This window comes from Rhodococcus sp. NyZ502, assembly GCF_041464245.1.
Classification (GTDB): Bacteria; Actinomycetota; Actinomycetes; order Mycobacteriales; family Mycobacteriaceae; genus Rhodococcus_F; species Rhodococcus_F qingshengii.
On sequence record NZ_CP167155.1, the window covers coordinates 3,600,977 to 3,625,515 of the forward strand.

General features: G+C 63.0%; 22 protein-coding genes. 5 read left to right on the top strand and 17 right to left on the bottom strand.

The window, feature by feature from the left end; genetic code table 11:
- Positions 1 to 274 precede the first annotated feature (274 nt).
- Positions 275 to 1,216, bottom strand: a complete 942-nt coding sequence (locus ACBG85_RS16535; protein WP_372024054.1) for a helix-turn-helix domain-containing protein — start codon at positions 1,214 to 1,216, stop codon at positions 275 to 277.
- A 284-nt stretch (positions 1,217 to 1,500) separates the two neighbouring features.
- On the opposite strand from ACBG85_RS16535, the gene ACBG85_RS16540 reads away from it, so the two are divergent.
- The 5 genes from ACBG85_RS16540 (at position 1,501) to ACBG85_RS16560 (ending at position 6,577) form a co-directional block, all read left to right on the top strand.
- A complete protein-coding gene (locus tag ACBG85_RS16540; RefSeq protein ID WP_372024055.1) occupies positions 1,501 to 2,970 on the top strand; it encodes an MFS transporter in 1,470 nt (489 codons plus the stop codon).
- On the top strand, positions 2,954 to 3,787 hold the full coding sequence (locus tag ACBG85_RS16545; protein WP_063316146.1) for an SDR family NAD(P)-dependent oxidoreductase: 834 nt from the start codon (positions 2,954 to 2,956) through the stop codon (positions 3,785 to 3,787). The genes ACBG85_RS16540 and ACBG85_RS16545 overlap by 17 nt, the downstream gene beginning before the upstream one ends.
- Complete coding sequence (locus tag ACBG85_RS16550; RefSeq protein ID WP_054781930.1) at positions 3,784 to 4,146, top strand: YidH family protein; 363 nt, start codon at positions 3,784 to 3,786, stop codon at positions 4,144 to 4,146. The genes ACBG85_RS16545 and ACBG85_RS16550 overlap by 4 nt, the downstream gene beginning before the upstream one ends.
- Positions 4,143 to 4,475 carry a DUF202 domain-containing protein gene (locus ACBG85_RS16555; RefSeq protein ID WP_218694883.1) on the top strand — a complete coding sequence of 111 codons (333 nt, stop codon included), beginning with the start codon at positions 4,143 to 4,145 and terminating at the stop codon, positions 4,473 to 4,475. Before ACBG85_RS16550 ends, ACBG85_RS16555 begins: the two co-directional genes overlap by 4 nt.
- 710 nt (positions 4,476 to 5,185) lie before the next feature.
- Positions 5,186 to 6,577: a glutamate decarboxylase gene (locus tag ACBG85_RS16560; RefSeq protein ID WP_042452846.1), complete on the top strand. Its 1,392-nt coding sequence runs from the start codon at positions 5,186 to 5,188 to the stop codon at positions 6,575 to 6,577.
- Between the two features lie 83 nt (positions 6,578 to 6,660).
- Here ACBG85_RS16560 and ACBG85_RS16565 read toward each other — a convergent pair whose 3' ends face one another.
- The 16 genes from ACBG85_RS16565 to murD form a co-directional block, all read right to left on the bottom strand.
- Positions 6,661 to 7,149: a hypothetical protein gene (locus ACBG85_RS16565; RefSeq protein WP_230587603.1), complete on the bottom strand. Its 489-nt coding sequence runs from the start codon at positions 7,147 to 7,149 to the stop codon at positions 6,661 to 6,663.
- A gap of 131 nt (positions 7,150 to 7,280) precedes the next feature.
- Positions 7,281 to 8,645, bottom strand: a complete 1,365-nt coding sequence (locus tag ACBG85_RS16570; protein WP_042452844.1) for a DNA polymerase IV — start codon at positions 8,643 to 8,645, stop codon at positions 7,281 to 7,283.
- A 36-nt stretch (positions 8,646 to 8,681) separates the two neighbouring features.
- Positions 8,682 to 9,020 (bottom strand): TfoX/Sxy family protein, encoded by a 339-nt coding sequence (locus ACBG85_RS16575; protein WP_003941748.1) that lies wholly within the window; start codon positions 9,018 to 9,020, stop codon positions 8,682 to 8,684.
- A gap of 68 nt (positions 9,021 to 9,088) precedes the next feature.
- Positions 9,089 to 12,202, bottom strand: a complete 3,114-nt coding sequence (gene ileS / locus ACBG85_RS16580; RefSeq protein ID WP_047270136.1) for an isoleucine--tRNA ligase — start codon at positions 12,200 to 12,202, stop codon at positions 9,089 to 9,091.
- 281 nt (positions 12,203 to 12,483) lie between these two features.
- Positions 12,484 to 12,798 carry a hypothetical protein gene (locus tag ACBG85_RS16585; protein WP_007733197.1) on the bottom strand — a complete coding sequence of 105 codons (315 nt, stop codon included), beginning with the start codon at positions 12,796 to 12,798 and terminating at the stop codon, positions 12,484 to 12,486.
- Between the two features lie 49 nt (positions 12,799 to 12,847).
- On the bottom strand, positions 12,848 to 13,675 hold the full coding sequence (locus ACBG85_RS16590; RefSeq protein WP_003941722.1) for a DivIVA domain-containing protein: 828 nt from the start codon (positions 13,673 to 13,675) through the stop codon (positions 12,848 to 12,850).
- A gap of 126 nt (positions 13,676 to 13,801) precedes the next feature.
- A complete protein-coding gene (locus ACBG85_RS16595; RefSeq protein ID WP_003941780.1) occupies positions 13,802 to 14,080 on the bottom strand; it encodes a YggT family protein in 279 nt (92 codons plus the stop codon).
- Positions 14,081 to 14,269: 189 nt separating this feature from the next.
- Positions 14,270 to 14,920, bottom strand: a complete 651-nt coding sequence (locus ACBG85_RS16600; RefSeq protein WP_003941752.1) for a cell division protein SepF — start codon at positions 14,918 to 14,920, stop codon at positions 14,270 to 14,272.
- An 85-nt stretch (positions 14,921 to 15,005) separates the two neighbouring features.
- A complete protein-coding gene (locus ACBG85_RS16605; RefSeq protein WP_007733204.1) occupies positions 15,006 to 15,755 on the bottom strand; it encodes a YggS family pyridoxal phosphate-dependent enzyme in 750 nt (249 codons plus the stop codon).
- A gap of 6 nt (positions 15,756 to 15,761) precedes the next feature.
- The gene (gene pgeF / locus ACBG85_RS16610; protein WP_007733207.1) at positions 15,762 to 16,529 is read right to left on the bottom strand and encodes a peptidoglycan editing factor PgeF; all 768 of its coding nucleotides are present in this window, start codon (positions 16,527 to 16,529) and stop codon (positions 15,762 to 15,764) included.
- Between the two features lie 108 nt (positions 16,530 to 16,637).
- Positions 16,638 to 17,825 (bottom strand): cell division protein FtsZ, encoded by a 1,188-nt coding sequence (gene ftsZ, locus ACBG85_RS16615; RefSeq protein WP_003941788.1) that lies wholly within the window; start codon positions 17,823 to 17,825, stop codon positions 16,638 to 16,640.
- 239 nt (positions 17,826 to 18,064) lie between these two features.
- Positions 18,065 to 18,703 carry a cell division protein FtsQ/DivIB gene (locus tag ACBG85_RS16620; RefSeq protein ID WP_007733212.1) on the bottom strand — a complete coding sequence of 213 codons (639 nt, stop codon included), beginning with the start codon at positions 18,701 to 18,703 and terminating at the stop codon, positions 18,065 to 18,067.
- A gap of 164 nt (positions 18,704 to 18,867) precedes the next feature.
- Positions 18,868 to 20,376, bottom strand: coding sequence for a UDP-N-acetylmuramate--L-alanine ligase (gene murC / locus ACBG85_RS16625; RefSeq protein WP_030537033.1), 1,509 nt, complete (start codon positions 20,374 to 20,376; stop codon positions 18,868 to 18,870).
- Complete coding sequence (murG, locus tag ACBG85_RS16630; protein WP_003941767.1) at positions 20,373 to 21,542, bottom strand: undecaprenyldiphospho-muramoylpentapeptide beta-N-acetylglucosaminyltransferase; 1,170 nt, start codon at positions 21,540 to 21,542, stop codon at positions 20,373 to 20,375. The genes murC and murG overlap by 4 nt, the downstream gene beginning before the upstream one ends.
- On the bottom strand, positions 21,539 to 23,017 hold the full coding sequence (gene ftsW / locus ACBG85_RS16635) for a putative lipid II flippase FtsW (protein ID WP_007730088.1): 1,479 nt from the start codon (positions 23,015 to 23,017) through the stop codon (positions 21,539 to 21,541). Before ftsW ends, murG begins: the two co-directional genes overlap by 4 nt.
- Entirely contained in the window at positions 23,014 to 24,537 is a 1,524-nt protein-coding gene (gene murD / locus ACBG85_RS16640; protein ID WP_047270101.1) for a UDP-N-acetylmuramoyl-L-alanine--D-glutamate ligase, read from the bottom strand. Before murD ends, ftsW begins: the two co-directional genes overlap by 4 nt.
- Between the last annotated feature and the right edge of the window lie 2 nt (positions 24,538 to 24,539).

Here is a 24,539-nt window from a genome sequence, read left to right on the forward strand (position 1 = left end):
TCGGGAGTCGTTACGTGTCAGTGAGATTCGCTCGACGCAAAGCCCCACACATCGCCGAAGAGGCGTCAGCGACAGCCTCCTCGCACGGCCGCAGCCTTAGCGTCGATACGCCTCACACAAATTGCGTCCCAGAACTGAACGACCCGGGCAGTGCGGCGACCGGGAGCAATCGGACTCGGGCGCCGCAACTTCCATTGACGGTCTAAATATCGACCAGCATGGTCGGATATGGGAACGGATTGAGGTTACAAGCCAATTCCTGACCAGTCAACGGTCAATTTCCGCGGCCGGCAAAGGGATTGCGGCCACCGACGTCGGATGTCACCGCGTCGGCCACCTGTTTCAGTGCCAACGCTCGGTTGGCGATTTCAAGGTTGCTGATCTCGCCGCCGACGTAGACGGTCAAAACGAGAGACTGGTGACCGTCCGCGTCGAAGGTCGGGGCCGCTACCAGGCTGACTGGGTGTATTCCAGCGGAAGCGCGAACCGCTTCCCCGAGGAATCTCCGCTCGCCCAGACTCGACACCAGGTCACCGACAAGCTCGAGTACGGCAGGCGGCACGTCGTGCGCAGCAACCCCGGCCATCAGCCGGTGCAACCGCTGAACGGTCGGCGAGAGGTTCTCAACCAGATATCCTTCCGCCCGGCACTCGGCGGCCATCAGCCGGATGTGTTCGAAGTCTGTCCCGACAGCCAGCGCGGACTCGCTCCGCAGCCAACGTTCCAGCTCCTCGTCCGGTTCCCACAGCATGAACATGAGCCCCAGCGGCGGCGCGAACGGATACACGTCGCCGACACTGGCCGGCGGCTCGACGCCCGGGGGCGCGACCATCTCGAGAACCATGACATTGTCGCCAACCACGGCCGATGCCATACAGATAGCGCTGAACTGCTCACTCAGGCCCTCGAGACGGTCGCGCACCATCGAGCCCAGCGCAAAATCGCGCTGGGCCGCCCGCCCGGCCGAGACCAATGCTGGCCCAAGCCCGTAAGACTTGGTCTGTGTGTCACGAATGAGATATCCGCACGCGGTCAGTTCGGTCACGATGCCGAGACAGGTCGGTTTGGTGATTTCGCATCGGCGCGCAAGCTCTGAAAGACCGAAGCGCTTCCCCTGGTTACGCACCAAAAAGTCGATAACCTGCACTACGCGCGCAGTGGGCGGCGACACGACCTCCCTGCCTGCCGAGCGGTCCGCCACTTCGGAATCAACCATTGACCAATCCTTCCCAAGGCACTTACAGTAACGCGCATCACCTTACCGCATCGGTCGATATTTCGACCAATTGCGACACAACCTTGATACGCGCACTCCGTGCTACCAAAGTCCCTCACGGCCGACATCGCCGAATGTTCCGGGTCCGCGGACTCATGGATCGACGTTCGAATCGCCACGAAACCACAACTCAAGGAAACGAGACTGTCGTGACTCGACCTACCCCCCCACCGCCGCAACAACGCCGAGCGCCTGAACGATCAACCAAATACTATGTGGGCCTGTTGATCTCGATCGTTCTACTGTTCGAAGTCGCTCCCCTCGAATACAGCATGGTGTACCCATCACTGCGATACATGGCGGCCGAATTCAACACTCCTGACATCGGCTGGGTGGTGACCATCCTCGGTCTTGTCGGGGTCGTCAGCTTGCCGATCATCGGCAAGCTCGGAGACATCTACGGCAAGAAGCGCATGCTGATGATCGTCGCCGGCATATTCGCCATCGGAACGCTGACCTGCGCCCTCGCCCCGACCTTTCCGATTCTGCTGCTCGGGCGCGCCCTCGAGGCCGCGAGCGTCGGCATGACCCCGCTCGCTTACGGCCTCATCCGCGATGTCTTCCCACGACGCATGATCCCCGTGGCCCTGTCGGCAGTGTCCACCGGCATCGGATTCAACGGTATCGCCGGCCCGCTCATCGGCGGCTACCTCTCGACCGAGTTCGGTTACCGCGCAATCTTCTGGTTCCTCCTCGCCTATGTCGCCGTCATCGCCCCGGCGGTCTATTTCACCGCGCCGGAATCGCCGCTGCGCCTGTCCCACCAGCTCGACTGGGTAGGCGCGGGCCTGCTGGGCGGCGGATCATTGCTGCTGATGCTCTCCATCAACCAGGGTCGCTCTTGGGGATGGGACTCACCAAAGACGCTGATTGCGTTCGCGGTCTCTGCGGTCCTGATCGCGGTGTTCGTCCTCTACGAATTGCACACCACGCAACCTCTGATCGACATGCGGGTGCTGTGGGCGCGTGCCATGCGCAGCACGATGCTCGCAAGCTTACTCGGCTCATTCGCTATCGGTGGATACGCGTTCGCGTTGCCACTGATGCTCATGACGCCACGGGTTGACGGCATCTCTTACGGGTTCGGGCTCACTGCCTTCGCCTTCGCGCTGTGGACTCTCCCACATGGCATCCTCGCCATGGCGAGCGGCCCCCTGGCCGGACTGCTCGCGCGCAGCAGTGGCCCCCGGGCGAGCCTCATCGTCGCCATGACCGCGATCATGATCAGCCTGAGCCTGCTGGCCTTTGTGCACGACCAACAGTGGCAGATCATCACACTGGTCGCCATCTTCGGCGTCGGCCAGGGATTCTTCTACGCAGCCAGCGCCAACCTTGTCGTCGAAGCGGTACCGCCATCTCAGACGGGGGCGAACGCCGGCGTACTCGGCTCCAGCAACAGCCTCGGCGCTGCATTCGGCGTCACCATCCTCAGCGCGATCCTCTCCGCGCACATTTGGTCCGTCGACCAAGGCACACGCCAGATCATTTACACGGATGCGGGATTCACCTACGTCTTCCTACTACTCGGTGCACTCGGCGCCATCGGTCTCATAGTGGCGTTCACGATGAGTCACGGACGCGCCCCCGCCTCCGGCGGAGCAACGATTGGCGCGAATACTGCACGTCCTGCCGCCGCGACAATACCGGTCAAGCAACAGTCCCCCACGGAGGCCACAAGTGACTATCACGCATGACAAGTTCTCCGGCGGCACCGCCGTCATCACCGGCGCGGCATCCGGAATCGGCGAGGGGCTCGCACGACACGCGGCCTCCATCGGAATGAACGTGGTGTTAGCGGACATCGACATGCCCCGGGCCGAACAACTCGCGGCCGAACTGTCAACGGCAGCCACCGAGGCCACTGCGGTCCAGACGGACGTCAGTGACCCGTCGTCGGTGGAGGGGCTGGCCCGGGCCGCGTACGAGCGGTTCGGCTCTGTCCGATTGCTCGTCAACAACGCCGGGATCGAGGCCCCTGGCCTATTTTGGGAGGTTCCGATAGACCGCTGGCAGCGGTTGCTGTCGATAAATGTGGGCGGTGTGCTCAACGGGGTCCACGCATTCCTCCCACGAATGATCGCGTCTGGCGAGGAGGCATACGTGCTCAATCTCAGCTCTATCGGTGGCCTCAGCGCGGGCGCACTGCAATCGCCATATCTCACGAGTAAGCACGCGGTGCTAGCCCTGACCGAGACGCTCTACCTGGACGTGAAGACCGTCGGCGCTCCCATTCAGGTATCGGCAGTGCTCCCGGGCGCGGTACGGACCCAGATCTATTCAGGTGCGTCAGCCAGCGGCCTGGCCGGTGAAGCGCTTCGCGAGCAACTCGACCGGTACCTCGGCCAGGGCCTGACACCCGAGCAGGCTGCAGAGAGCATCTTCGCTCAGCTCGCGAAAGGCGCATTCTGGATCGGCACACAGCCGGAGGTCCTCGAGGCCTTCGCCGCATATCACGCGGATCATCTCACGAAGCTCACCCCGCCGGCCCCCTTCGTCGCCGTCGCCAAATGAGACCGTTCTGGTGCCCCGGTGCGTTCCGGGTCGGCGAAGACCCGGACCCTCGATTCACCCTGGCCAACGAACGCACATTCCTCGCCTGGATCCGGACCGCCCTGGCTTTGGTTGCCGCCGCCGTCGGCTTCGAGGCATTCGGCTCCGAGATGGTTGGCCCCACCGTTCACGCCACCCTGGTAGTTGGCGTGTTGACTGGGTCAACCATGCTGTCTGTCAGTGCATTTCATCGATGGATCGCGGTCGAACGCGCTTTGCGGTTGGGGCGAAGCCTCCCAGTCCCTACGTTCGCAGGCATCGCCGCGGGGCTTGTACTGGGATCCGCGCTGACGTTGTTGATGGTCGAGGTGACGCGGTGACACCCCTTCAACCCACACATGCCGACCGAGGGCTACAGCCAGAACGAACCACGATGGCATGGGTTCGGACTGGTACCTCCTTGGCTACGGCGGCGCTGATCTACCTGCGCTATGTCCCCGGCCCAACAGTCGCAATCGGTATTCTCGGGGGAAGCACGCTGATCGGTGCAGTCGGCATTATTGCAATCAGTCACCGAGGGCACCGCCGCAGATCCGACGATTTCGGGATCGGCCGCAGCTTCCCGGGGCCAACACGAAATTCAGCGCTGGTGTTGCTGGTCGCCACCTTGGCCATCAGCGCCGGGATCTTGGTGCTCGCCAGCCTGTGAATCGATGATGCTCCACGACCAAGCACGGCGCCCTGAACGCAATTTCACCAAAGGAGCCGAGCGCCGAGGCCAGGCGCCCCCGACACCCGAATCACCAAACCTCCAAAGTTCGACGGTTTTCGAAGATGTGGAATCCGCTGGCGGACAGGCTCACCGGCGATCAGGTCGCCGCGGGACAGACATGCGAACTCGCTCGCTGCACTGACGAGCGATGGGCAGGATCCTGTCGGCCGAAGGGTGTTTGCCGACAGGATCCGGCCCGAAGCTTCACTCGCGCTGTCGCAACTCGCGTTCGATCGTGCCTGCGTACCTCCAGCCACGAAATCTCCCGGGTGACGCTACTAAACCGTCGGAGTCGCGGTGACTCTGCGAATTCATGTCAACCCGTGGATCGCTCCAGGAGGCAAGCCATCTGCGATCCGGCCCTTTCGTCGCAGTTGCGATCAGCGAAACAGAAGTCCGTCCTCGATTGCGGCGCGGCGGGCGCAGGGCCTCTGATTCTCGCCTGTCCTTGCCTCGCATCGTAGGCCCACTCATGATTGTCACCACCGTGTGTTCTTTCGCCGCTTTCTACGATGTGTGCAGACTAGGACTTCAGACCGGATACTTGATTGATCATGGACCCTTTGACAACTGCCCGTCCACACTGAACGGTGAGAGTAGGTACGAAACAGACCAACGCGACACACTGATGTGAGGAGCCAGAGTTCATGCCGGAACCCAGAAGGTCAGATCACACCGATTACGTAGCCGTCAATCCGATCTTCTCGAGGCCTGGCGAGGATTCGGTTGCATCGAAGTACACACTCGAACCCGACGGCATGCTTCCCGAGACCGCGTATCAGATCGTCCACGACGAAACGATGCTCGACGGCAATGCGCGGCTCAATCTCGCGACGTTCGTCAGCACGTGGATGGACGATCACGCCACCAAACTGTATGCCGAGTCGTTCGACAAGAACATGATCGACAAGGACGAGTATCCGCAGACCGCCGCGATCGAAACCTATTGCTGGCGTATCCTTGCCGACCTCTGGCACTCACCCTCCCCCAAGGACGCAATCGGCACCTCGACGATCGGTTCGTCCGAAGCCTGCATGCTCGGCGGCCTGGCGATGAAACGACGCTGGCAGCACGCACGAAAAGCCGCGGGCAAGTCCACCGAAAAGCCAAATCTCATCATGAGTTCCGCGGTCCAGGTGTGCTGGGAGAAGTTCTGCAACTACTGGGACGTCGAAGCGCGTTACGTGCCGATCAGCGAGGAACACCGGACCCTCGACGGTCACGATCTGGACAAGTACGTCGACGAGAACACCATCGGCGTAATCGCGATCATGGGTGTCACGTACACCGGGATGTACGAGCCGGTCCTGGAAATCTCGAAGGCACTCGACGCGATCCAGGAAAAGACGGGACTCGACGTTCCCATCCACGTCGACGGCGCTTCCGGCGCAATGATCGCCCCGTTCCTACAGCCCGAACTCGAATGGGATTTCCGACTACCGCGCGTCCACTCCATCAACACCTCGGCGCACAAGTACGGACTCGTCTACCCCGGCCTCGGCTGGGTGGTCTGGCGATCGCAGGATCTACTTCCCGACGACCTCGTCTTCAAGGTGAGCTACCTCGGCGGCAGTATGCCGACCTTCGCACTGAACTTCTCGCGACCCGGCGCTCAGGTGATCCTGCAGTTCTACTTGTTCCTGCGTCTCGGCCACGACGGCTATCGCGCGATCCAGCAGTCCTCCCAGGACGTGGCGAAATTCCTCGCCGAAGGAATCGGGAAACTCGACGCCTTCGAACTGTGGAACGACGGTTCCGACATCCCGGTCTTCGCGTGGCGCCTCGCCGAGGGCCACACGTCCAACTGGACGCTGTACGACCTCTCGGACCGGTTGCGAGGCAAGGGCTGGTTGGTGCCGGCCTACCCCATGCCGGACGATCTCGCGGATCTGACAGTGCAGCGCATCGTGGTTCGTAACGGACTGAGCATGGACCTGGCGGCCAATCTGCTGCGCATCATCGAAGAGGAAACCGCGTTCCTCGACGAACTGGACAGCCCGATGCCGCGGCCGCGCGTCACCGAGGGATTCCATCACTGACGTCGCTTACCACGTGAAGAGCGGCCGCCCACTCCACTTCGGGAGTCGGCGGCCGCTCTGGTGTTTCAGGTGTTACCGAGAGATCAAGCAGCGCAAGCCGGCGAGGTCAGACCTGCAACGCCGACGATCTGGCAAGCGGTGGTCTTCGAGAGCTTCCAGACGCCGTCTTCGTAGACGAACGACGCCTGCAGGCCCTGCTGCAGCGGCTGGCCGTTGACGACGATGTTCAGCGAAGCTGCTGCCGTCTCGCTGCCTGTGTCGGTGACCGGGTCGAGGATCTCGACCTGCGCGCCGGCAGCCTTGGCGGCAGCAGCGACCTGGTTGATCAGCTCGGGATCCTGCTCGGCGCCCTGGACGAGGTTGACCTTGTCTGCGGCCGGAACGGTCTCGTCGAGTGCCTGGGCGACCTTGCCGTTGAGCTCAGCAGACGTCGGCAGTTCAACGGTGGTCGTCGCTGCCGCAGAGGTGGTGGTCGTAGGCTTCGCCGAAGTCGTCTTGTCGGAGTCTCCTCCGTCTGAACCACACGCGGTCATCGTCAGGGCTGCTGCGATCGCCACGGCTGCAACGGTCATCTTCTGAAGCTTCAACTTCTCAGTCCTATCCATTCGGGTGTTCACATTCGAGCGTCAGTCGAACATCGTGCTTGCTCGAGGATCGTCGACAACATTACCCAACGGTAAGCGGAAAAAGTCTAAGGACATCCTCAGAGAAGGCTGTCGACCGCATCTGCTACCTCGAGCACCTCATCGGATTCGGCAAAGGTTTTGGCGATTCCCGTTCCGCTGGAACGGGTTTCGAAGCGAACTGTCACCACTCCGTGCCCGGCACCCTGCACCCAACCGTGTCCGTATTCTGGATGCTTCACGTCCAAACCGGGGTGCCAGTAGCGCTGAGGGACACGTGCTGCCACCGGAACGTCGAGTTCGGCCTCATCGAGGGCACCCGTGAGAGTCTCGACCGGATAGCCGGGAACATCCTGATCCAACTCGGGAAAAAGTGATCCTTGCCGAACGGTGGACAAACCGGCGAATCCCACACCGACCAGGCGAATCGGCCCCAATTCCTGTGGATCGATGACCTGTTTCTGCGCAGTCGCGATGAGGATTTGGCGGTCGATGGTGGCAAACGGCAGCGTCACGGATCGAGTCAAGATACTCATATCGGACTTCTTGAGCTTCAGTACGACGGTGCGAGCAGCTCTTCCGTCCTTCTCCAGCCTGGAAAATGCTGCACGACCACTACTTTCGACGGCGGCGCGCAGTTGCGCCATCGTGACGATGTCTGCGGCGAACGTGGATTCCGCGCTGATCTGCTTGGATTCGGCACGCTCGGCGACCGGCCGATCGTCGATCCCCTGTGCGAGCCGATGCAACCCCGGTCCGACAGTGGTTCCGAGTATCGACGCCACCTCCGCTATGGGAGTGCGGGCAAACCCTCCGATGGTTTCGATGCCGAGACGCTTGAGCTTTTCCTCGGCAACAGGGCCGATCCCCCAGAGCTTCCGCACCGGCAGTGGATCGAGCAACTCGTGCTGCATCCCGGGAGGAATGACTGCGACGCCGTCGGGCTTTGCCAGTCCCGACGCGATCTTGGCGACCTGCTTACCTGCGCCGGCCCCGATCGAAGCGACCAACCCGGTCTCGGCTTTGATCAACGCCCGCAGGTCCTCGCAAAACGCGCGGACCTCGTCAGCTCCGACACCGGCCAACTCCACCGGTTCACCAAAGGCTTCGTCCACCGACAATTGCTCGAGGATCGGCATACGAAGGCGCAACGCGTCGAACGTGCGTTTACTGAGAACCGAGTACAGGGACATCCGTGGCGGCAATACCACCGCTCCACCACCGACCATCCGGCGTGCTTGATGCATCGGCATTGCCGATCGCGCACCGAAAACTCTCGCTTCGTAACTTGCCCCGGCCACCACCCCGCGCCCACCCAAGCCGCCGACCAGCACCGGGCGACCTCGCAGAGTGGGGCGGGTCAACTGCTCGGCGGAAGCGAAAAACGCATCCATGTCGAGATGCAGCACCCACCTACGACTTCGTGTGGGATCACCTTGATTCATCGGGCGTTACGGTTCTCTCAAAAGTAGGTGCAGAATTTACGTCCGCGCCTTCTTCTTCGGCGACTTCTTCTTCGGCAGGGGCAATACGTCGGCAGTCCGTTGAATGAAGGCGTGCAGGTGATCGAGGTCCTGCAACCGTTCCTCCGTCACCCGGTAATAATCCTTCGCTCCCGGGTACGGCGGAGCCAGATCGGCCTCTGATCCGAACTCCGTACTGACCTCGGTGGGTTTGACGAACAGAACGTCTCCGCAGATCAAGCCCACGATCTTCTCGTCGCAATACAGTCCGTACTCGCCGAACATCGCCCTTGCCCGCACGTCGAGCGGTTCCAACTGCTCGAGAATGCGCGCCACGGTTTCCTTGCTCGTGCTCATGAGAGCAAACTACTCCGGCACCCCGACATACAGACATTCATCGGGGAGCCGGAGTAGCTATGGCGGTATTAGACCTTCGTGATCGCGGCGCGGATACCGTCACCGAGATCGACGGCGTCGTCTCCCGCTTCACCCACCGAGAAGGAGGTGGCCAGAACCTCACCGGCGATCAATTCGCGATGACGCTCCGCCCACTCCTTGCAGTCCTGCGGAACCTCGAGCACGACGTTGATCCGGTCCGAGACGTCGAAACCGGCGGCGCGGCGCGCATCCTGCAACTGACGGATACGGTCCTTCGCCCATCCCTCGGCTTCGAGTTCCTCCGTCACCGCGGAATCGAGTACGACCAGTCCCGCACCGTCCGGCAGTGCAGCCGTCGAATCCGGCTCGGCCGCAACCAGTTTCTGCGTGTACTCCTCGGGCAGCAGTTCGATGCCCGCCGCAACCACGACGCCGTCCGCGTTCTCGGTCCAGTCGCCCGCCTTGACCGCCTTGATGACAGTCTGAACGGACTTGCCCAGACGCGGTCCTGCAGCACGCGCATTGACCGCGATCTCGAAGCGCCCGTGCACGTCGACGTCATCGGTCAGATCAACCTTCTTGACGTTGACCTCGTCGGCGATCAGTCCGAGGAACGGACGCAGACGCTCGGCATCCGGCGCCGCAACCGTGACCTCGGGCAGCGGAAGACGAACACGCAGATTCTGCGCCTTGCGCAGGCTCAGCACCGTGGAGCACACGGTCCGGACGTCGTCCATCGCCGCTACCAGCTCGGGGTTCGCGGGGAGCTCCGACGCCTCGGGCCAATCAGCCAGGTGAACCGAGCGCTCCCCGGTCAGCCCGCGCCAGATCACCTCGGACACCAGCGGCAACAGCGGCGCAGCGAGACGCGTCACGACCTCGAGCACGGTGTGCAGGGTGTCGATCGCGTCGCGATCCTCGTCCCAGAACCGCGAACGAGACCGTCGCACATACCAGTTGGTGAGCGCATCACAGAACAACCGAAGCTCGTCGCACGCGCCGGCGATGTCGTTGACCTCGAGGGCCTCGGTGATCACGTCGCGGGTGGTAGCGAGCTTGGCCAGGATGTACTGATCGAGGATGTTCTCCGAGTCGGTACGCCACACACCGGATTCCGGGGCGTACAACTGCAGGAAGCTCCAGGCGTTCCACAGCGGGAGCAATGCCTGACGCACACCTTCGCGGATGCCCTGCTCGGTCACGATGAGGTTTCCGCCGCGCAAGATCGGCGAAGACATCAGGAACCATCGCATCGCATCGCTGCCGTCGCGGTTGAACACCTCCTTCACGTCCGGGTAGTTGCCCTTGGACTTGCTCATCTTGAGTCCGTCGTCGCCGAGCACGATGCCGTGCGCAGCAACGGTTTTGAACGCCGGACGATCGAAGAGTGCGGTGGCCAGCACGTGCAGCGTGTAGAACCAGCCGCGAGTCTGCCCGTTGTACTCGACGATGAAATCGCCCGGGAAATGACCCTCGAACCATTCACGGTTCTCGAATGGGTAGTGCACCTGCGCGTACGGCATCGAACCGGATTCGAACCAGCAGTCGAGCACCTCGGGAACGCGGCGCATCATCGACTTCCCGGTCGGGTCGTCGGGGTTCGGGCGGACCAGGTCGTCGATCATCGGGCGATGCAGATCGGTCGGACGCACACCGAAGTCTGCCTCCAACTGATCGAGCGATCCGTAGACGTCCGTACGCGGGTACTGCGGATCGTCCGACACCCACACCGGGATCGGGCTGCCCCAGTAGCGGTTTCGGCTGATGTTCCAGTCGCGTGCACCTTCGAGCCACTTGCCGAACTGGCCGTCACGGATGTGCTCGGGCACCCACGTGATGTCCTTGTTCAGCTCGACCATGCGATCGCGGAACTTGGTGACCGCGACGAACCACGAGGGAACCGCCATGTAGATGAGCGGCTGCCCACTGCGCCAACTGTGCGGGTACGAGTGCTCGATCGTCTCGTGCCGCAGCAGCTTTCCAGCGGCCTTGAGGTCCTTGATGATGACCGGGTTGGCGTCGAAGACCATCAAGCCCTCGTACGGCGGAACCATCGAGGTGAACTTTCCACCCGGATCGAGCGGCTGCACGACCTCGATACCGTTGGCCGTGGCGACATCCATATCCTCCTCACCGAAAGCCGGTGCGAGGTGGACGATTCCGGTTCCGGAATCGGTTGTCACGTAGTCGGCCGAAAGCACGACGTGCGCGTTCGGATGTCCGAGGAAGAAGTCGAACGGCGGTGTGTACGACAGTCCGACCAATTCGGCGCCCTTGTGGCGGGAAACGACCTCGGGGTCCTCCCCCAGCTCACGTGCGTAATGAGCTACCCGTGCTTCCGCGAGCACGTACCGCTTTCCGTCCTCGCCGAGCACCTGGACGTAGTCGACCTCGGGATGAACCGCAGTGGCCAAGTTGGACGGCAGTGTCCACGGAGTCGTGGTCCAGATGATCGCGTTTGCGCCGTCCAATGGTGAACCCGGAGCGACCAGCGGCATGTCGACCGTGACTGCAGGATCCTGACGCATCTTGTACGCGTCGTCGAGACGAGTCTCTTGATTGGACAGCGGAGTCTGCTCGTACCAGCTGTAGGGCAGCACGCGGAAGCCCTGATAGATCAGGCCCTTGTCGTGCAGCTCCTTGAAGGCCCACATGACGGACTCCATGAAGTCGACGTCCAGGGTCTTGTAGTCGTTGTCGAAGTCGACCCAACGTGCCTGGCGGGTGACGTAGTCGCGCCACTCGTCGGTGTACTTGAGCACCGAGGCCTTGCAGTACTCGTTGAACTTGGCCAGACCCATGACTTCGATCTCGGCCTTGTCCTTGATGCCGAGTTGCTTCTCCGCTTCGAGTTCTGCGGGCAGGCCATGGCAGTCCCAGCCGAAGCGTCGCTCGACCTTGCGTCCACGCATGGTCTGGAAGCGCGGCACCAGGTCCTTGACGTACCCCGTCAGCAGGTGACCGTAATGCGGCAAGCCGTTTGCGAATGGCGGTCCGTCGTAGAAAACGAACTCTTCGCTGCCGTCCCGATTGGAAACCGACGCACGGAAGGTGTCGTCGTCGTCCCACTGTTTCAGGACTTTCTGTTCCAGTTCGGGGAACTTGACTCCGGTGTCGGCGGGGACACCGTAGTCGACTTTGGGATACCCGTTACTCGCCATGGCGATCTCCTCGTGCCAGTCGGACTCGGCACGGGGACGACGTGGCGCTTGTGCGCCGACACCGCGGTACCACCCCGTTTGCACCCCGTAGATCCGCGCTTGGATCCCGAGGTGCCACTCGATCGAGCTGTGACGGGCTCACCCGTTCGGTTCTACTGAGTTCTGGGCGCCTGAAGCGACAAGAACCGTTCTTCCGAAAGCTCCCCGGTGATTGCCGGATCACAGCCTGGTATTCGTGTTGGACAGTCTAATACTCGTCCTGGACCTTGTCGGAACTCGCCCTAGGACTTGTCGGGGCCACCCGGCGACTCGCCATGATTTCTCTGATTGTCATCGTTGGCGGTGGCTGCATCGTCGATCGACGAATTCGAGGAACTCTCGACTCGACCGTAAGGCGACGACATTCCGCTGCCCGATGCCGGGTCATCCAACGAAGGAACCGCCTTCCTGCTGGTCAGCGCACTGACCAGCAGGAGGACGGCACCTGCTACACAAATCGCGATACATGCCCACGCCCAGATCAACGACCCTGTGGTCAGGGCGACGATCAGGAGAGCGAAACCAACTCCCGCGAGAACCAACGTCACGACCAGCACGTATCAACCTTTGTCCGGTCCGATAGCTGAGCCGACGGGGCGCTCTCGGTCAGCTGTTTCCCTTGGCGAAGGACGGGCTGTAGGAATCCTGTCCACCGTCGACCGGAACGGCCGAGCCGCGCTGTTCGAGCTCTTCGAGCTGCGATTCCAGGTAGGACTTCAGGCGCACCCGGTACTCGCGTTCGAACGTCTTGAGCTGCTCGATACGGCCCTCGAGGACCGAACGCTGCTGGTTGATGGTCGCCATAATTTCGGTGTGCTTCTTCTCGGCGTCCGCCTTGAGAGCGTCTGCCTTCTCCTGAGCCTGGCGAAGCTGGGTCTCGGAGCGAGTCTGAGCGTCGGTGAGCATCGCCTCCGACTTGTTGCGCGCATCCGCGATCATGCCGTCAGCCTTGCTGCGAGCCTCGCTCATGAGCTGCTCGGAGTTGGTGCGGGCACTGCCGAGCAGCTGCTCGGACTCGGTCTTGGCATCGTTGGTGAGGCGATCCGCCATCTCCTGAGCCAGTCCGAGGACCTTTGCGGCCTGCATGTGGGTGTCGCCACTCTGCGGCGCTGCAACGGCAGCGGCGGCGGGAACCGGCGCTGCAACAGGTGCAGGCTTGGGCGGTTCGACGACCCGAGCGGGCTCCGGCTTGGGCTGCGCTGCGACGGGTGCTGCCTGCTGAGCAGGTGCCGGCGACTTCTTGGCAGCCGCGAGCTCCTGATCCAGCTCACCTACGCGCTGGCGCAGGTCCGCATTCTCTTCGATGAGCTGCGACAGCGCCTGCTCGACGAGGTCGAGGAATGCGTCGACCTCGTCCTCGTTGTAGCCACGCTTGCCGATAGGCGGCTTGCTGAACGCAACGTTGTGCACGTCAGCTGGAGTCAGTTGCGGCATGGAAGGATCCCTTCACGCGTCATTTGGCGGTCTAGCAAGCATTCAGTTGCAACACAGTCTACGTAGTGGCGAACCACTGGATGAGTTATGGCATCCATTCTGGCATACCACTCACTCGGACTGCGCTCAGCGAACAACCGACATCAGGATGATGACGATGAAAAGCAAGACCATGATGGATAGATCCAAGCGAACTCCACCGAGGTTGATCGGAGGGATCAACCTGCGGAGCAGTTTCACCGGAGGATCGGTGATCGTAAAAATGGTTTCGAGAATGACTGCGACCAATCCGGTCGGTCGCCAATCTCTGGCAAACGAACGAACGAACTCGACGATCACTCTGCCGATCAGCAACAGCCAGAAGACAACCAGCACCAGATAGATCACAGAGAGAAGCGCGTCCACACCCTCACTCTGCCTGACTTCTGCGGTGTGTCCAAAACAGACACACCGCAGCAATTCCGGAACCGGTCCGCATCGAGTCCGTCTTGTAACGGCCGGCGATGGGTCCGAATGCGGCGTCCGCCGAGGCGGGCCGCCGTTCGAATGTGCTCACGTCACCCCTGCTCAGGGGCCGGACTGCGGTCGAGACCATCATTTCTGGCTGTAGAAACCCGTCTCGGCGATCCGACGGCGCTCCTCGGCGGAAACGTCGATGTCGGCCGGTGAGAGAAGAAACACTTTGGTGGCTACCTTGTCGAAAGAACCACGCAATGCGAACGCCAGGCCGGCCGCGAAATCGACCAGACGCTTCGCGTCGGCGTTGCTCATGTCGACCAGATCCATGATGACGGGAGTGCCGTCCCGGAACCGCTCACCGATCGTGCGGGCCTCTGCGTAGCTCTGCGGACGCAGTGTCGTGATCTTGGCGAGCGGGCCGCCGTCGTCGACAACCGGCGCACGTCGCGCTTCGGGTCGCTCTGCGCGCGCGTCGACCGCGAGGTTGCCACGGCTTGCCGGGCGCGGCGCCATCGCCGGGCGGCTGCTGCGGCTGGGAACGGTGTCGACGCGGGGCCGGGAATCGTAGCGATCGAACTCCGCGTCCTCTTCGTCACGACGACTGGGCGCGTAGCTCGCCTTCGAGAAGGCAGGTTCGACGAACTCGCGGTCGTCGCGCTCGGCATAGCCGTCGTGACTACGACGGGGTGCGCGGCGAGCCTGATCGGGCTCCTCCACGTATTCGTCCTCGTAGTCATCGAGGGGAACCATGCCGAAGTAAGCCTTGAACTTATGCAGGTTGCTCATTGATCGACCTTCCTTGGCGCGGCGGAATCAATCCGACTGCGACCGGTCGCAGCGGTGTGGACGGGTTGGGCGATCACCTGAGCGATCACCTCGAGATTACTGGTCGTGAGCCGAGCAGTGCGGTTCCGACACGCACGCAGGTTGATCCGTGGCGCACTGCAGCCTCCAGATCGCCGGTCATACCGGCCGAGAGTTCGGTTGCCCGGGGATGCGATTCGAGGATCAAAAGATGTGCCCTGCGGAGGATTTCGAACTGCTCGTCCGGATCTGATCCAAGCGGCGGGACGGCCATCAGTCCCGCGAATTCGAGACCTTCGGCTGATTCGATCCGCTCGGCGAGAGGCGTTAGCTCGCCCGTCGGAACTCCGCCACGCGCGGGGTCTCCGTCGAGACTTACCTGGATGAGCGCCCGGAGCGGCTCCGTGCGCTCACCGTCCGACAAAGCACTCAGCGCAGCCCGATCGAGTGCATCGACCAGTCGCGCACTGTCCACCGAGTGAATTGCATAGGCCCACTTCGCTACCGACCGAGCTTTGTTGCGCTGCAACTGTCCGATCATGTGCCAGCGAACCGGATCATCGATCGCGCCCGTCTGTGCAGCGCCGTCGAAGTCCGCGACCTTCTCCACTGCTTCCTGCTCACGAGACTCACCGAATTCACGGCAACCCAGTTCGTACAGGATTCGAGCGTCGGACGCCGGAAAGAATTTGGTCACCGGCAGCAGTGCTACGTCGGAAACCTCGCGACCGGCGGCAAGGCAGGCGGCCGCCAATCGCGCCCTCACCGAGTCGAGTGCCGTCGATATTTCTGTCAGCCGCATTTCCGTCTCGCGCATTTCTGCCTAGACGGTTTCCTGCGCTGCGGGCGCTTCCATCCAGATCACTGCAGCTTGACGCCCGGTCAGAGATTCTCGGCGATGACTGAACAACGCGCGATCCTCGATCGTGCACCGCGGGTCCTCGGCGACACCGGACACACCCGCGGCGAGCAACTGCTTACGCAGTCCCGCACGCAGATCGAGCCCCGGCGTGCCCTTCTCGGTGCGAGTTGCGCTGCCCGGCAAGTGCTTTTCCACGTCCGCGCGCATCGCAGCGGGAACCTCGTACTGGCGTCCGCTCGCAGCCGGACCGAGGAAGGCGCCGATACGCGAAACGTCCGCGCCCTGACGCACCATCTCCGCGAGGACGCGCGGGACGATACCGATGCGGGCACCGATCCGTCCGGCATGAACGGCCGCGATCACACCGGCCTCCTCGTCGGAGAGCAGAACGGGAACACAATCTGCACTGAGGGTGGCTAGCGCCAGGCCGGGAACAGTGGTGACCAGAGCATCCGTCACCGGAATCACTTCGTCGGTCGGTTCCGTCACGACAGTGACGTTGCGCGAATGGATTTGTTCCATCCACACGAGATGGTCAGGCTCGACGCCTATTTCGCGTGCCAGACGTCGGCGATTCGCATCGACGGCTGCCGGATCGTCTCCGACGTGATCGCCCAGATTGAACGACTCGTACGGTGACGCGGAAACACCACCGGCTCGGCTGGTCACGACGCGGCGAATGCGGGTGCGGGTGGTCGACTTCTCGGTACTCAAGATAAGTGTGCTCACAAACGTCGAAAGTTGTCGTCCGGCTCAGACGTGACCGGACATCCAGTCAAGAACAGGGTACCCAGAAATTCCGGGCACCCTGTTCTCGAAACTGTTTGTAGCCCTACGTCAGCGACGCATGAAGACCGGCACGTCGACGTCGTCGTCGCCCTCGTCTTCCTGGACCGGCGCATGGCGGGGGCCACCGATCGGAGGCAAGCTGCCCGAACCGGTGGTCTCGCGCGCTGCGGAAATCGGCTGCTCGCCAGCAGGTTCGGCGGCCACCGGCGACCGGCCGACCTCACCCGCGCGCCCGGCGCCGATAGCTCCACGTCCCTGCGCGGTCGACTCCACGGGACGACGAGCCGGAGCTCCTCCGTCGAATCCCGCAGCGATGACCGTCACACGAACCTCGTCACCGAGTGAATCGTCGATGACCGTTCCGAAGATGATGTTGGCGTCGATGTGGGCAGCTTCCTGCACCAGCGAAGCCGCCTCGTTGATCTCGAACAGACCCAGATCGCTACCGCCGGCGATCGACAGGAGCACGCCGCGGGCGCCTTCCATCGAAGCTTCGAGGAGCGGGGAATTGATCGCGGATTCCGCCGCCTTGATCGCGCGTCCCTCACCCCGCGAGGAACCGATTCCCATCAACGCACTACCGGCACCGGACATGACACCCTTGACGTCCGCGAAGTCGACGTTGATCAGACCCGGAGTGGTGATGAGGTCGGTGATGCCCTGGACGCCGTTGAGGAGAACCTCGTCCGCGCTGCGGAACGCGTCCATCAGGCTGACGGCCGCGTCACCCAGCTGGAGCAGGCGATCGTTGGGAATGACGATCAGCGTGTCGCAGGACTCGCGGAGCGCCTGGATTCCGGTATCCGCCTGTCCCCCACGACGCTTGCCCTCGAAAGAGAACGGTCGCGTCACGACACCGACGGTGAGTGCGCCCAGCTTCCGGGCGATGCTTGCCACGACAGGGGCACCACCGGTTCCGGTGCCACCGCCCTCGCCTGCGGTCACGAACACCATGTCGGCGCCCTTGATGACCTCTTCGATCTCGTCCTTGTGATCTTCGGCTGCCTTGCGACCCACTTCCGGGTCGGCACCGGCGCCGAGGCCACGGGTCAATTCACGACCGACGTCGAGCTTGACGTCGGCGTCACTCATCAGAAGGGCTTGCGCGTCCGTGTTGACCGCGATGAACTCGACTCCCTTGAGTCCCTGTTCGATCATGCGGTTGACTGCGTTCACGCCGCCGCCGCCGATGCCGACGACCTTGATTACGGCGAGGTAGTTGTGCGGGGGCGTCATCGGCTCTCGCCTTCCGTGTCGTGTTTCACGCTGCTTGTCAGTGCTGCTGTCTTTGTTACTGCTGTTTTTGTAGCTTCATGCTCTTCGAGAACAACCCTAAACCTCAACCACAGGGTTAGAGTTATGTCAAGTATTCGATCTGAAACGAAACGCTATGCACCGTCGTCGCGTTCCGCCATTAGGCGCGCCGAGACACACCGAAGTATTTGCTGCGCACTGACGCACGGCTGCACCGTGCGCTATCGGACCGTCGGCAGATCGGGACTGGACACGTCGTACGTCTGCCCCGGTTGGGTCAACAGCGGAAGCGTCACAGCAGCCTTACGATCCGAGTGCTCGACACCGCCCCAGTTTACGACGCGACCGTCGAGCAGAGTCAGCGTGACACTCGAAATCGACCGAGCGGCAACCTCTCCCACCTGAAATCTCAGATCCGGCGGCAACACCGACAACACCTCGAGCGCGGCAAGCGTCGGCTCGTCGTTCCACCCGGGCGTCGGTGTCACCAGACGCGGAACCCCGGGCGGCGGGACGCCCATCTCGAAGTCGACGCCCTTCTCGTCCAGCAGGTGTGCACCCTCAGGTGAGTCGACGAAGACGACCGGTACCCGTTCGGTGACGGTGACGCGGATAGTCGACGGATACATCCGCTGCACACGAGCCGAGGCCACCTTCGGAATCGTCGCCACACGTGCGGCGGCGGCGCCGGTGTCTACCCGCATCAACGGCTGACCGGTCGGTACGGCCAGGAGCGAAAGGATCTGTTCCTCACTGACGGTCGTCGCACCGAGAACTTCGGTGCCCCGGACCGAGAGCACCGGAGACAACCAAGCCGTCAACGCAATTCCCACCACCAGCACGATTGCCAGCGGTGCCACGATCAGCGGTCGCTTGAACCACTTACGAGTCGGTGTGGGTTCGGGAGCCGGCTCCGTCGACCGTGTCGAGTATCGCGATTCGGTGCGAGTACTGCGCCGACGCGTACTGGTGGCTTGTCTGGCTCGAGGATCTCGACGCCCGCGCCGACTTCGTGCGTCGGGTGTCATCGCGGCGCGGGATGCGGCGCCGAACGCAAAGCATCGAGGATCTGTTTGCCGAGCATGGTCACGTCACCGGCACCCATCGTGATGACGATGTCGCCGGGGTGAGCCAACGCCGCCACCTGCTTCGGCGCCTGTGACAGATCCGGTTGATAGTGAACAGGTTTCGTGACCGACTGAGCGACCAGCGCACCACTGACGCCCGGCATCGGCTCTTCGCGAGCGCCGTAGACATCGAGAACGACAACCTCGTCGGCCAAGTCCAGCGCCTGCGCGAACTCCTCGGCAAACGCGGCGGTGCGTGAATAGAGATGAGGTTGGAAGACCACGATCACGCGTCCGGCTGCCGAATTGGTCGACGACGAATCGTCCTCCGGTCGAACCAGATCCGCCGCCGCGCCGAGAACCGCACGAACTTCGGTCGGATGGTGGGCGTAGTCGTCGAACACCCGGACACCACGCTCGCGGCCGGTGAACTGGAACCGGCGGTGTACGCCACCGAATCCGGCGAGCCCCTCGACGATCTCCTCCGTCTCGGCGCCGGCGTCACGGGCAGCCAGTAGAGCCGCAAGTGCGTTGAGCGCCATGTGACGACCCGGCACTGCCATCCGCACGGTTCGCGCGGCGCTCTCGCCCGCCAGGTGGAACTGCAGGACTCCCCCGACGTCGTGCGCATGGAAGCCCAGTAGTCGGACTCCGACCTCGACACCGTCGACAGGCTCGAAGGCGGTGCCCGCCTCCACTTCCTGCGCGTCTGCCGATCCGTAACCGAGTACCCGGATGTCCGAACGGCCCGAGGCCACGATTCGCTTCGCGAGATCCGCCGATCCCGGGTCGTCGAGGCAAGCAATCAAGAGCCCACCCGGACGCAACTTGTCGACAAAATCGTCGAACACCTTCACATACGCTTCGACACTCCCGAAATAGTCGAGGTGATCGGCCTCGATGTTGGTCACGACGATCACGTTGGGGTCGTACTGCAGCAGCGACCCGTCACTCTCGTCCGCCTCCGCGACAAAGACGTCACCGCTGCCGTGATGGGCATTCGTTCCCGCTTCGTTGAGTTCGCCGCCAACGGCGAACGAAGGGTCGAAACCACAGTGCTGCAGGGCGACCACGAGCATCGACGTTGTCGACGTCTTGCCGTGTGTACCCGAAACCAGGAACGTGCGATTGCCCTGCATCAGTGATGCAAGGACAGCCGGACGAAGAATCACCGGGATTCCGCGGCGAGCGGCCTCGACGAGTTCCGGGTTGTCCTTCGGGATAGCCGCGTGCGTCGTGACGACGACGGTCGGACCACCCGGCAGCAGGTCGAGAGCATCGGCGTCGTGGCCGATCCGGACCTGTGCCCCGCGTGCACGAAGCGCCAGGACTCCTCGGCTCTCCTTGGCGTCCGAACCCGAGACGAGGCCCCCGCGGGAAAGCAGAATTCGAGCGATGCCGGACATACCGGCACCGCCGATTCCGACCATGTGTACTCGCTCGAGGTGGGCGGGCAGCGCGGTCATCGGTTTCCCCTTGCGTTTTCCTGGACGGCGTTTTCCTTTGCCGCGATGTCGAGCACGATCCGTGCGATCTCGGTTGCCGCGGTGCGGTGCCCGACGTTGGCAGCACCACTGCTCATCTTGTCGAGGCGCGCGCTGTCGCTCAGCATCGGGACGACGGTACCGGCGACGAACGTCGGCGTGAGCTCGTTGTCGGAGACGATGATCGCACCGCCCGCTGCGACAACGGGTTTCGCGTTGAGTTCCTGCTCACCATTGCCGTGCGGCAACGGAACGTAGACGGCCGGAAGCCCGACCGCCGAGACCTCGGCGACCGTCATCGCGCCCGAACGACAGATCGTCGCGTCGGCTGCGGCATACGCGAGATCCATCCGCGAAAGATAGGGAACAGCCACATACGGTGCCGTCTCCGAGTACTGCGTGACTTCGAGAGAGTTCTTGGGTCCGTGTGCGTGAAGGACCGAGATCCCGGCCTTCGCCAGTTCTTCCGCTGCTCCGGACACCGCGTCGTTGAGCGACTTCGCGCCTTGCGATCCGCCGAAGACGAGCAGAACGGGACCGTCCTGAGGTAGTCCGAAGTACTCGCGAGCTTGCGAGCGGAGTCCCGCTCGATCGAAATTGGCGATCGACGCGCGAACCGGGATGCCAACGATCTCGGCGTCCTGATCGCCGCGGTTCTTCACTCCGGAACCCGGAACAGCAGCAAGCACCCGCGTCGCCAGGCGAGCACCGATCTTGTTCGCGATGCCGGCACTGGCGTTCGCCTCGTGGATGACGATCGGAATCTTGCGGCGGCGCCGAAGAACACCGCCACGTGCGGCAAGATACGCCGGAAGCGCGACGTAACCACCGAAACCGACGATCACGTCGGCGTCGACGGAATCGAGTACCTCACGGGTCTTGCGCACCGAGGCAAGGATGCGTGTCGGCAGTTTGACGAGATCCATCGTGGGCTTACGAGGAAGCGGAACCGGGGGAATGAGCTCGAGCGTGTACCCGCGAGCCGGCACCAAGGTGGTTTCGAGACCACGCGCCGTCCCGAGCGCAGTGATTCTGGTGTCGGGCGCAGCGGCCTTGACCGCGTCCGCGACAGCAAGTGCGGGTTCGATGTGACCAGCCGTGCCTCCCCCTGCCACCACTACCGACAGAGCCGATTTGTTGCCGCTCACCTACGAATTCCTCGCTCTCGAACTTCTCGTGGATCTTGTGCCCTACGTGTCGGCGCCTGCCGACGCTGACCATTCTGCCCTCCCGCGGTGCGCTTCCGTGACCCAGCGGCCGCACCTCGGTTGGAATCCGAGGAAGGGCGAGCACCTTGATCTGCCCGCTTGCGTCGATCGCCCGTCTCGATCGCGCGCCGGCCGTCGCGTCCGCGTGCCGGTTCGATCTGCCGTGCGGGCTTCGGTCGACGGATCGGCCGGCCCCCTGACGGCGGGTGGTACAGCACGGGCTTCGGCAGTCTGAGCAACTTCGAGATCTTGCCGTCCTGCCCGGAGTTCAGAGCGGCAACTGCTTCGGGCTCGTGGCGCGCTGCATTGGCGATGACACCGAACATGAACAATGTGATCGCCAAGGACGAACCGCCGGCGGAGACCAAGGGCAACTGGAGTCCGGTCACCGGCAGCAGTCCGATGACGTAACCGATGTTGATCATTGCCTGGCCGACGATCCAGGTAGTTGCAGTGGCCGACAGGAGCCGCCAGAACGGATCGATGCTGCGGGCTGCGATCCGCAATCCCGTGTAGACGAATACAGCGAACAAACCGATCACCACTGCGCAGCCGACAAATCCCAACTCTTCGCCGATGATCGCGAAGATGAAGTCGTTGTGCGCGTTGGGTAGGTAGTTCCACTTGGCGACGCTCTGACCGAGTCCGCGTCCGAAAAGGCCCCCGTCGGCGAGCGAATACAAAGCCTGCTTGGCCTGATAGTTGTTGCCCTGCAGGTCGTCGCTCTTGTTGAAGAAGGCTTGAACTCGATCGGAACGATAACCGGCCGTCATCGCCAGCACGCCCGCCACGACGACGCCCGTCACCGCGATCGAGCCGAAGAGCTTCAGTGGCAGCCCACCGAACCACAGCAGGGCCCCGACGATGATTCCCAATGCGATGGTCGTACTGAGGTTCGGTTGCGCGACGACCAGCGCGAAGACCAGCATTGCTGCGGGCACGAGCGGAATCAGGATCGACTTCACGGATCGGTCGTCCGGCCGCCGCGAAGCCAACAGATGGGCGCCCCAGATCGCCAACGCGACCTTCATGATTTCCGAGGGCTGCACCGAGAACCCGCCGACGTTGAACCAGCGACGCGCGCCCTGCGCTTCTGTGCCGATTCCCGGAATCAGGACGAGTACCAGCATGATCAGCACGACGACGAACAGCGGAAACGAATACTGCCGGAGCACTCTCGCCGGGATCCGCAGCGCGACGTAGAAGAGCACAGCTCCGAGAATCGCGAAGATCAACTGCTGGGTGAACAACGAATACGCCGAGCCACCGGACACGTACTGCTCGACGCTCGACGCCGACAGAACCATCACGAGCCCCAAGACAGTCAACATCGTGGCAATCGTCACCACCAGGTGGAACGACGCCAACGGCCGCGCCAACCAGGCACCGATTCGGGTCTTGGGACCCTTGGTCATAGCAAGTTCCCGGCTTGGCCAGGCGAATCCGTGAACGGATCGGGTAATGCGGCGACGGCGGCGGCGAAGCTGTCACCACGATGTCCGTAGCTGGCGAACATGTCCAAGGACGCGGCGGCCGGGGCGAGTACAACTGCATCACCGGGGGACGCCAACTCGGCAGCTTCGACTACCACTGCGGCCATGACGGCATCCGCGTCGGCACCCGACGGCAGCCGGATGGTGAGAGTCGAGTTGCTGCTGTTTTCGCTCACCACTGCATCGTCCCCCGACATCACGTGCACCACGGGAACATCGGGCGCGTGTCGCGCGAGCGCGTCCTCGATCACACCAGCGTCACGCCCGAGAAGGACAGCGCCGGAGAGTCGAGGGCCGACTTCGCTCACCAATTGGTCGACGCTGGCTCCCTTGAGCAGACCGCCTGCAACCCAGACGACGCGATCGTGCGCGAGTATCGACGGTCGGGCTGCGTGCGGATTGGTGGCCTTGGAGTCGTCGATGTACACAACGGACCCGACACGGCCGACCAGCGCCCCTCGGTGTGGGCCGACCTTGTGTGCGGCCAGACCGCGTTCGACGACGTCTGCCTCGAATCCGAGTGCCCGCGCCAACGCGGCGGCGGCCAGCGCGTCCATGACGCCTGCCGGGCCGGCGGGATCTATCGACGCTGCTTCGGCCAAGCGGACGTGATCGCCGAATGCGTTGTCCACGAGGTGTCCCGCTTCGACACCCAGTTCTCCTTCGCCCGGTTCACCCAATCTGAACCCGGTGACAATGTCTGCAGTTGCGCGAGTTCCCAGTTCGGAAGCGATCGCGTCATCGAGGCCGACCACCGCGACCTTTCCGCTCAGCGCCCGCGACTTGGCCTCGGCGTACGCGCTCATTCCGCCGTGCCAGTCGAGGTGATCCTCGGCGACGTTGAGGACCACGCCGGCATCCGGACGCACCGAAGGCGCCCAGTGCAATTGGAAGGACGACAGTTCGACAGCGAGGTACTCCACGCGCGGCGACGTCTCGGCGAGTGCGTCGAGTATCGGCAGCCCGATGTTTCCGCAGGCTCGGCCGACAACTCCGGCGGCGTCGAGAATCGAGGCCAGCATCGACGTCGTCGTGGTCTTTCCGTTCGTCCCCGTCACGACGAGCCATTTACGGGGTGTGCCGAAGTGCCCGCTGTGGTCGACGCGCCAGGAGAACTCGACGTCTCCCCAGATGGGAATCCCGTGACCGGCGGCGGCTGCAAGGATCGGTGCATCCGGCCGAAAGCCCGGACTGGTGACTACGAGCCCGTACTCGGTGATCGAATCCGGAGCATCCTCGATCGAGGTGGTGGTCACCATGTCCGCGCCGAGCTCCGCGCAGCGCTCCGCGAAGTCCAAGGTCGAATCGGCAACCGTCACGACAGCACCGAGGGCGACGAGAGGTTCGATGGTCGCTTGACCGGACACCCGCCCACCGGCGACCAGCACTCGCGTACCGCGGAGCCAGGACAGGTCGTTCTCGGAATCCGCTGAGCTGGTCATGG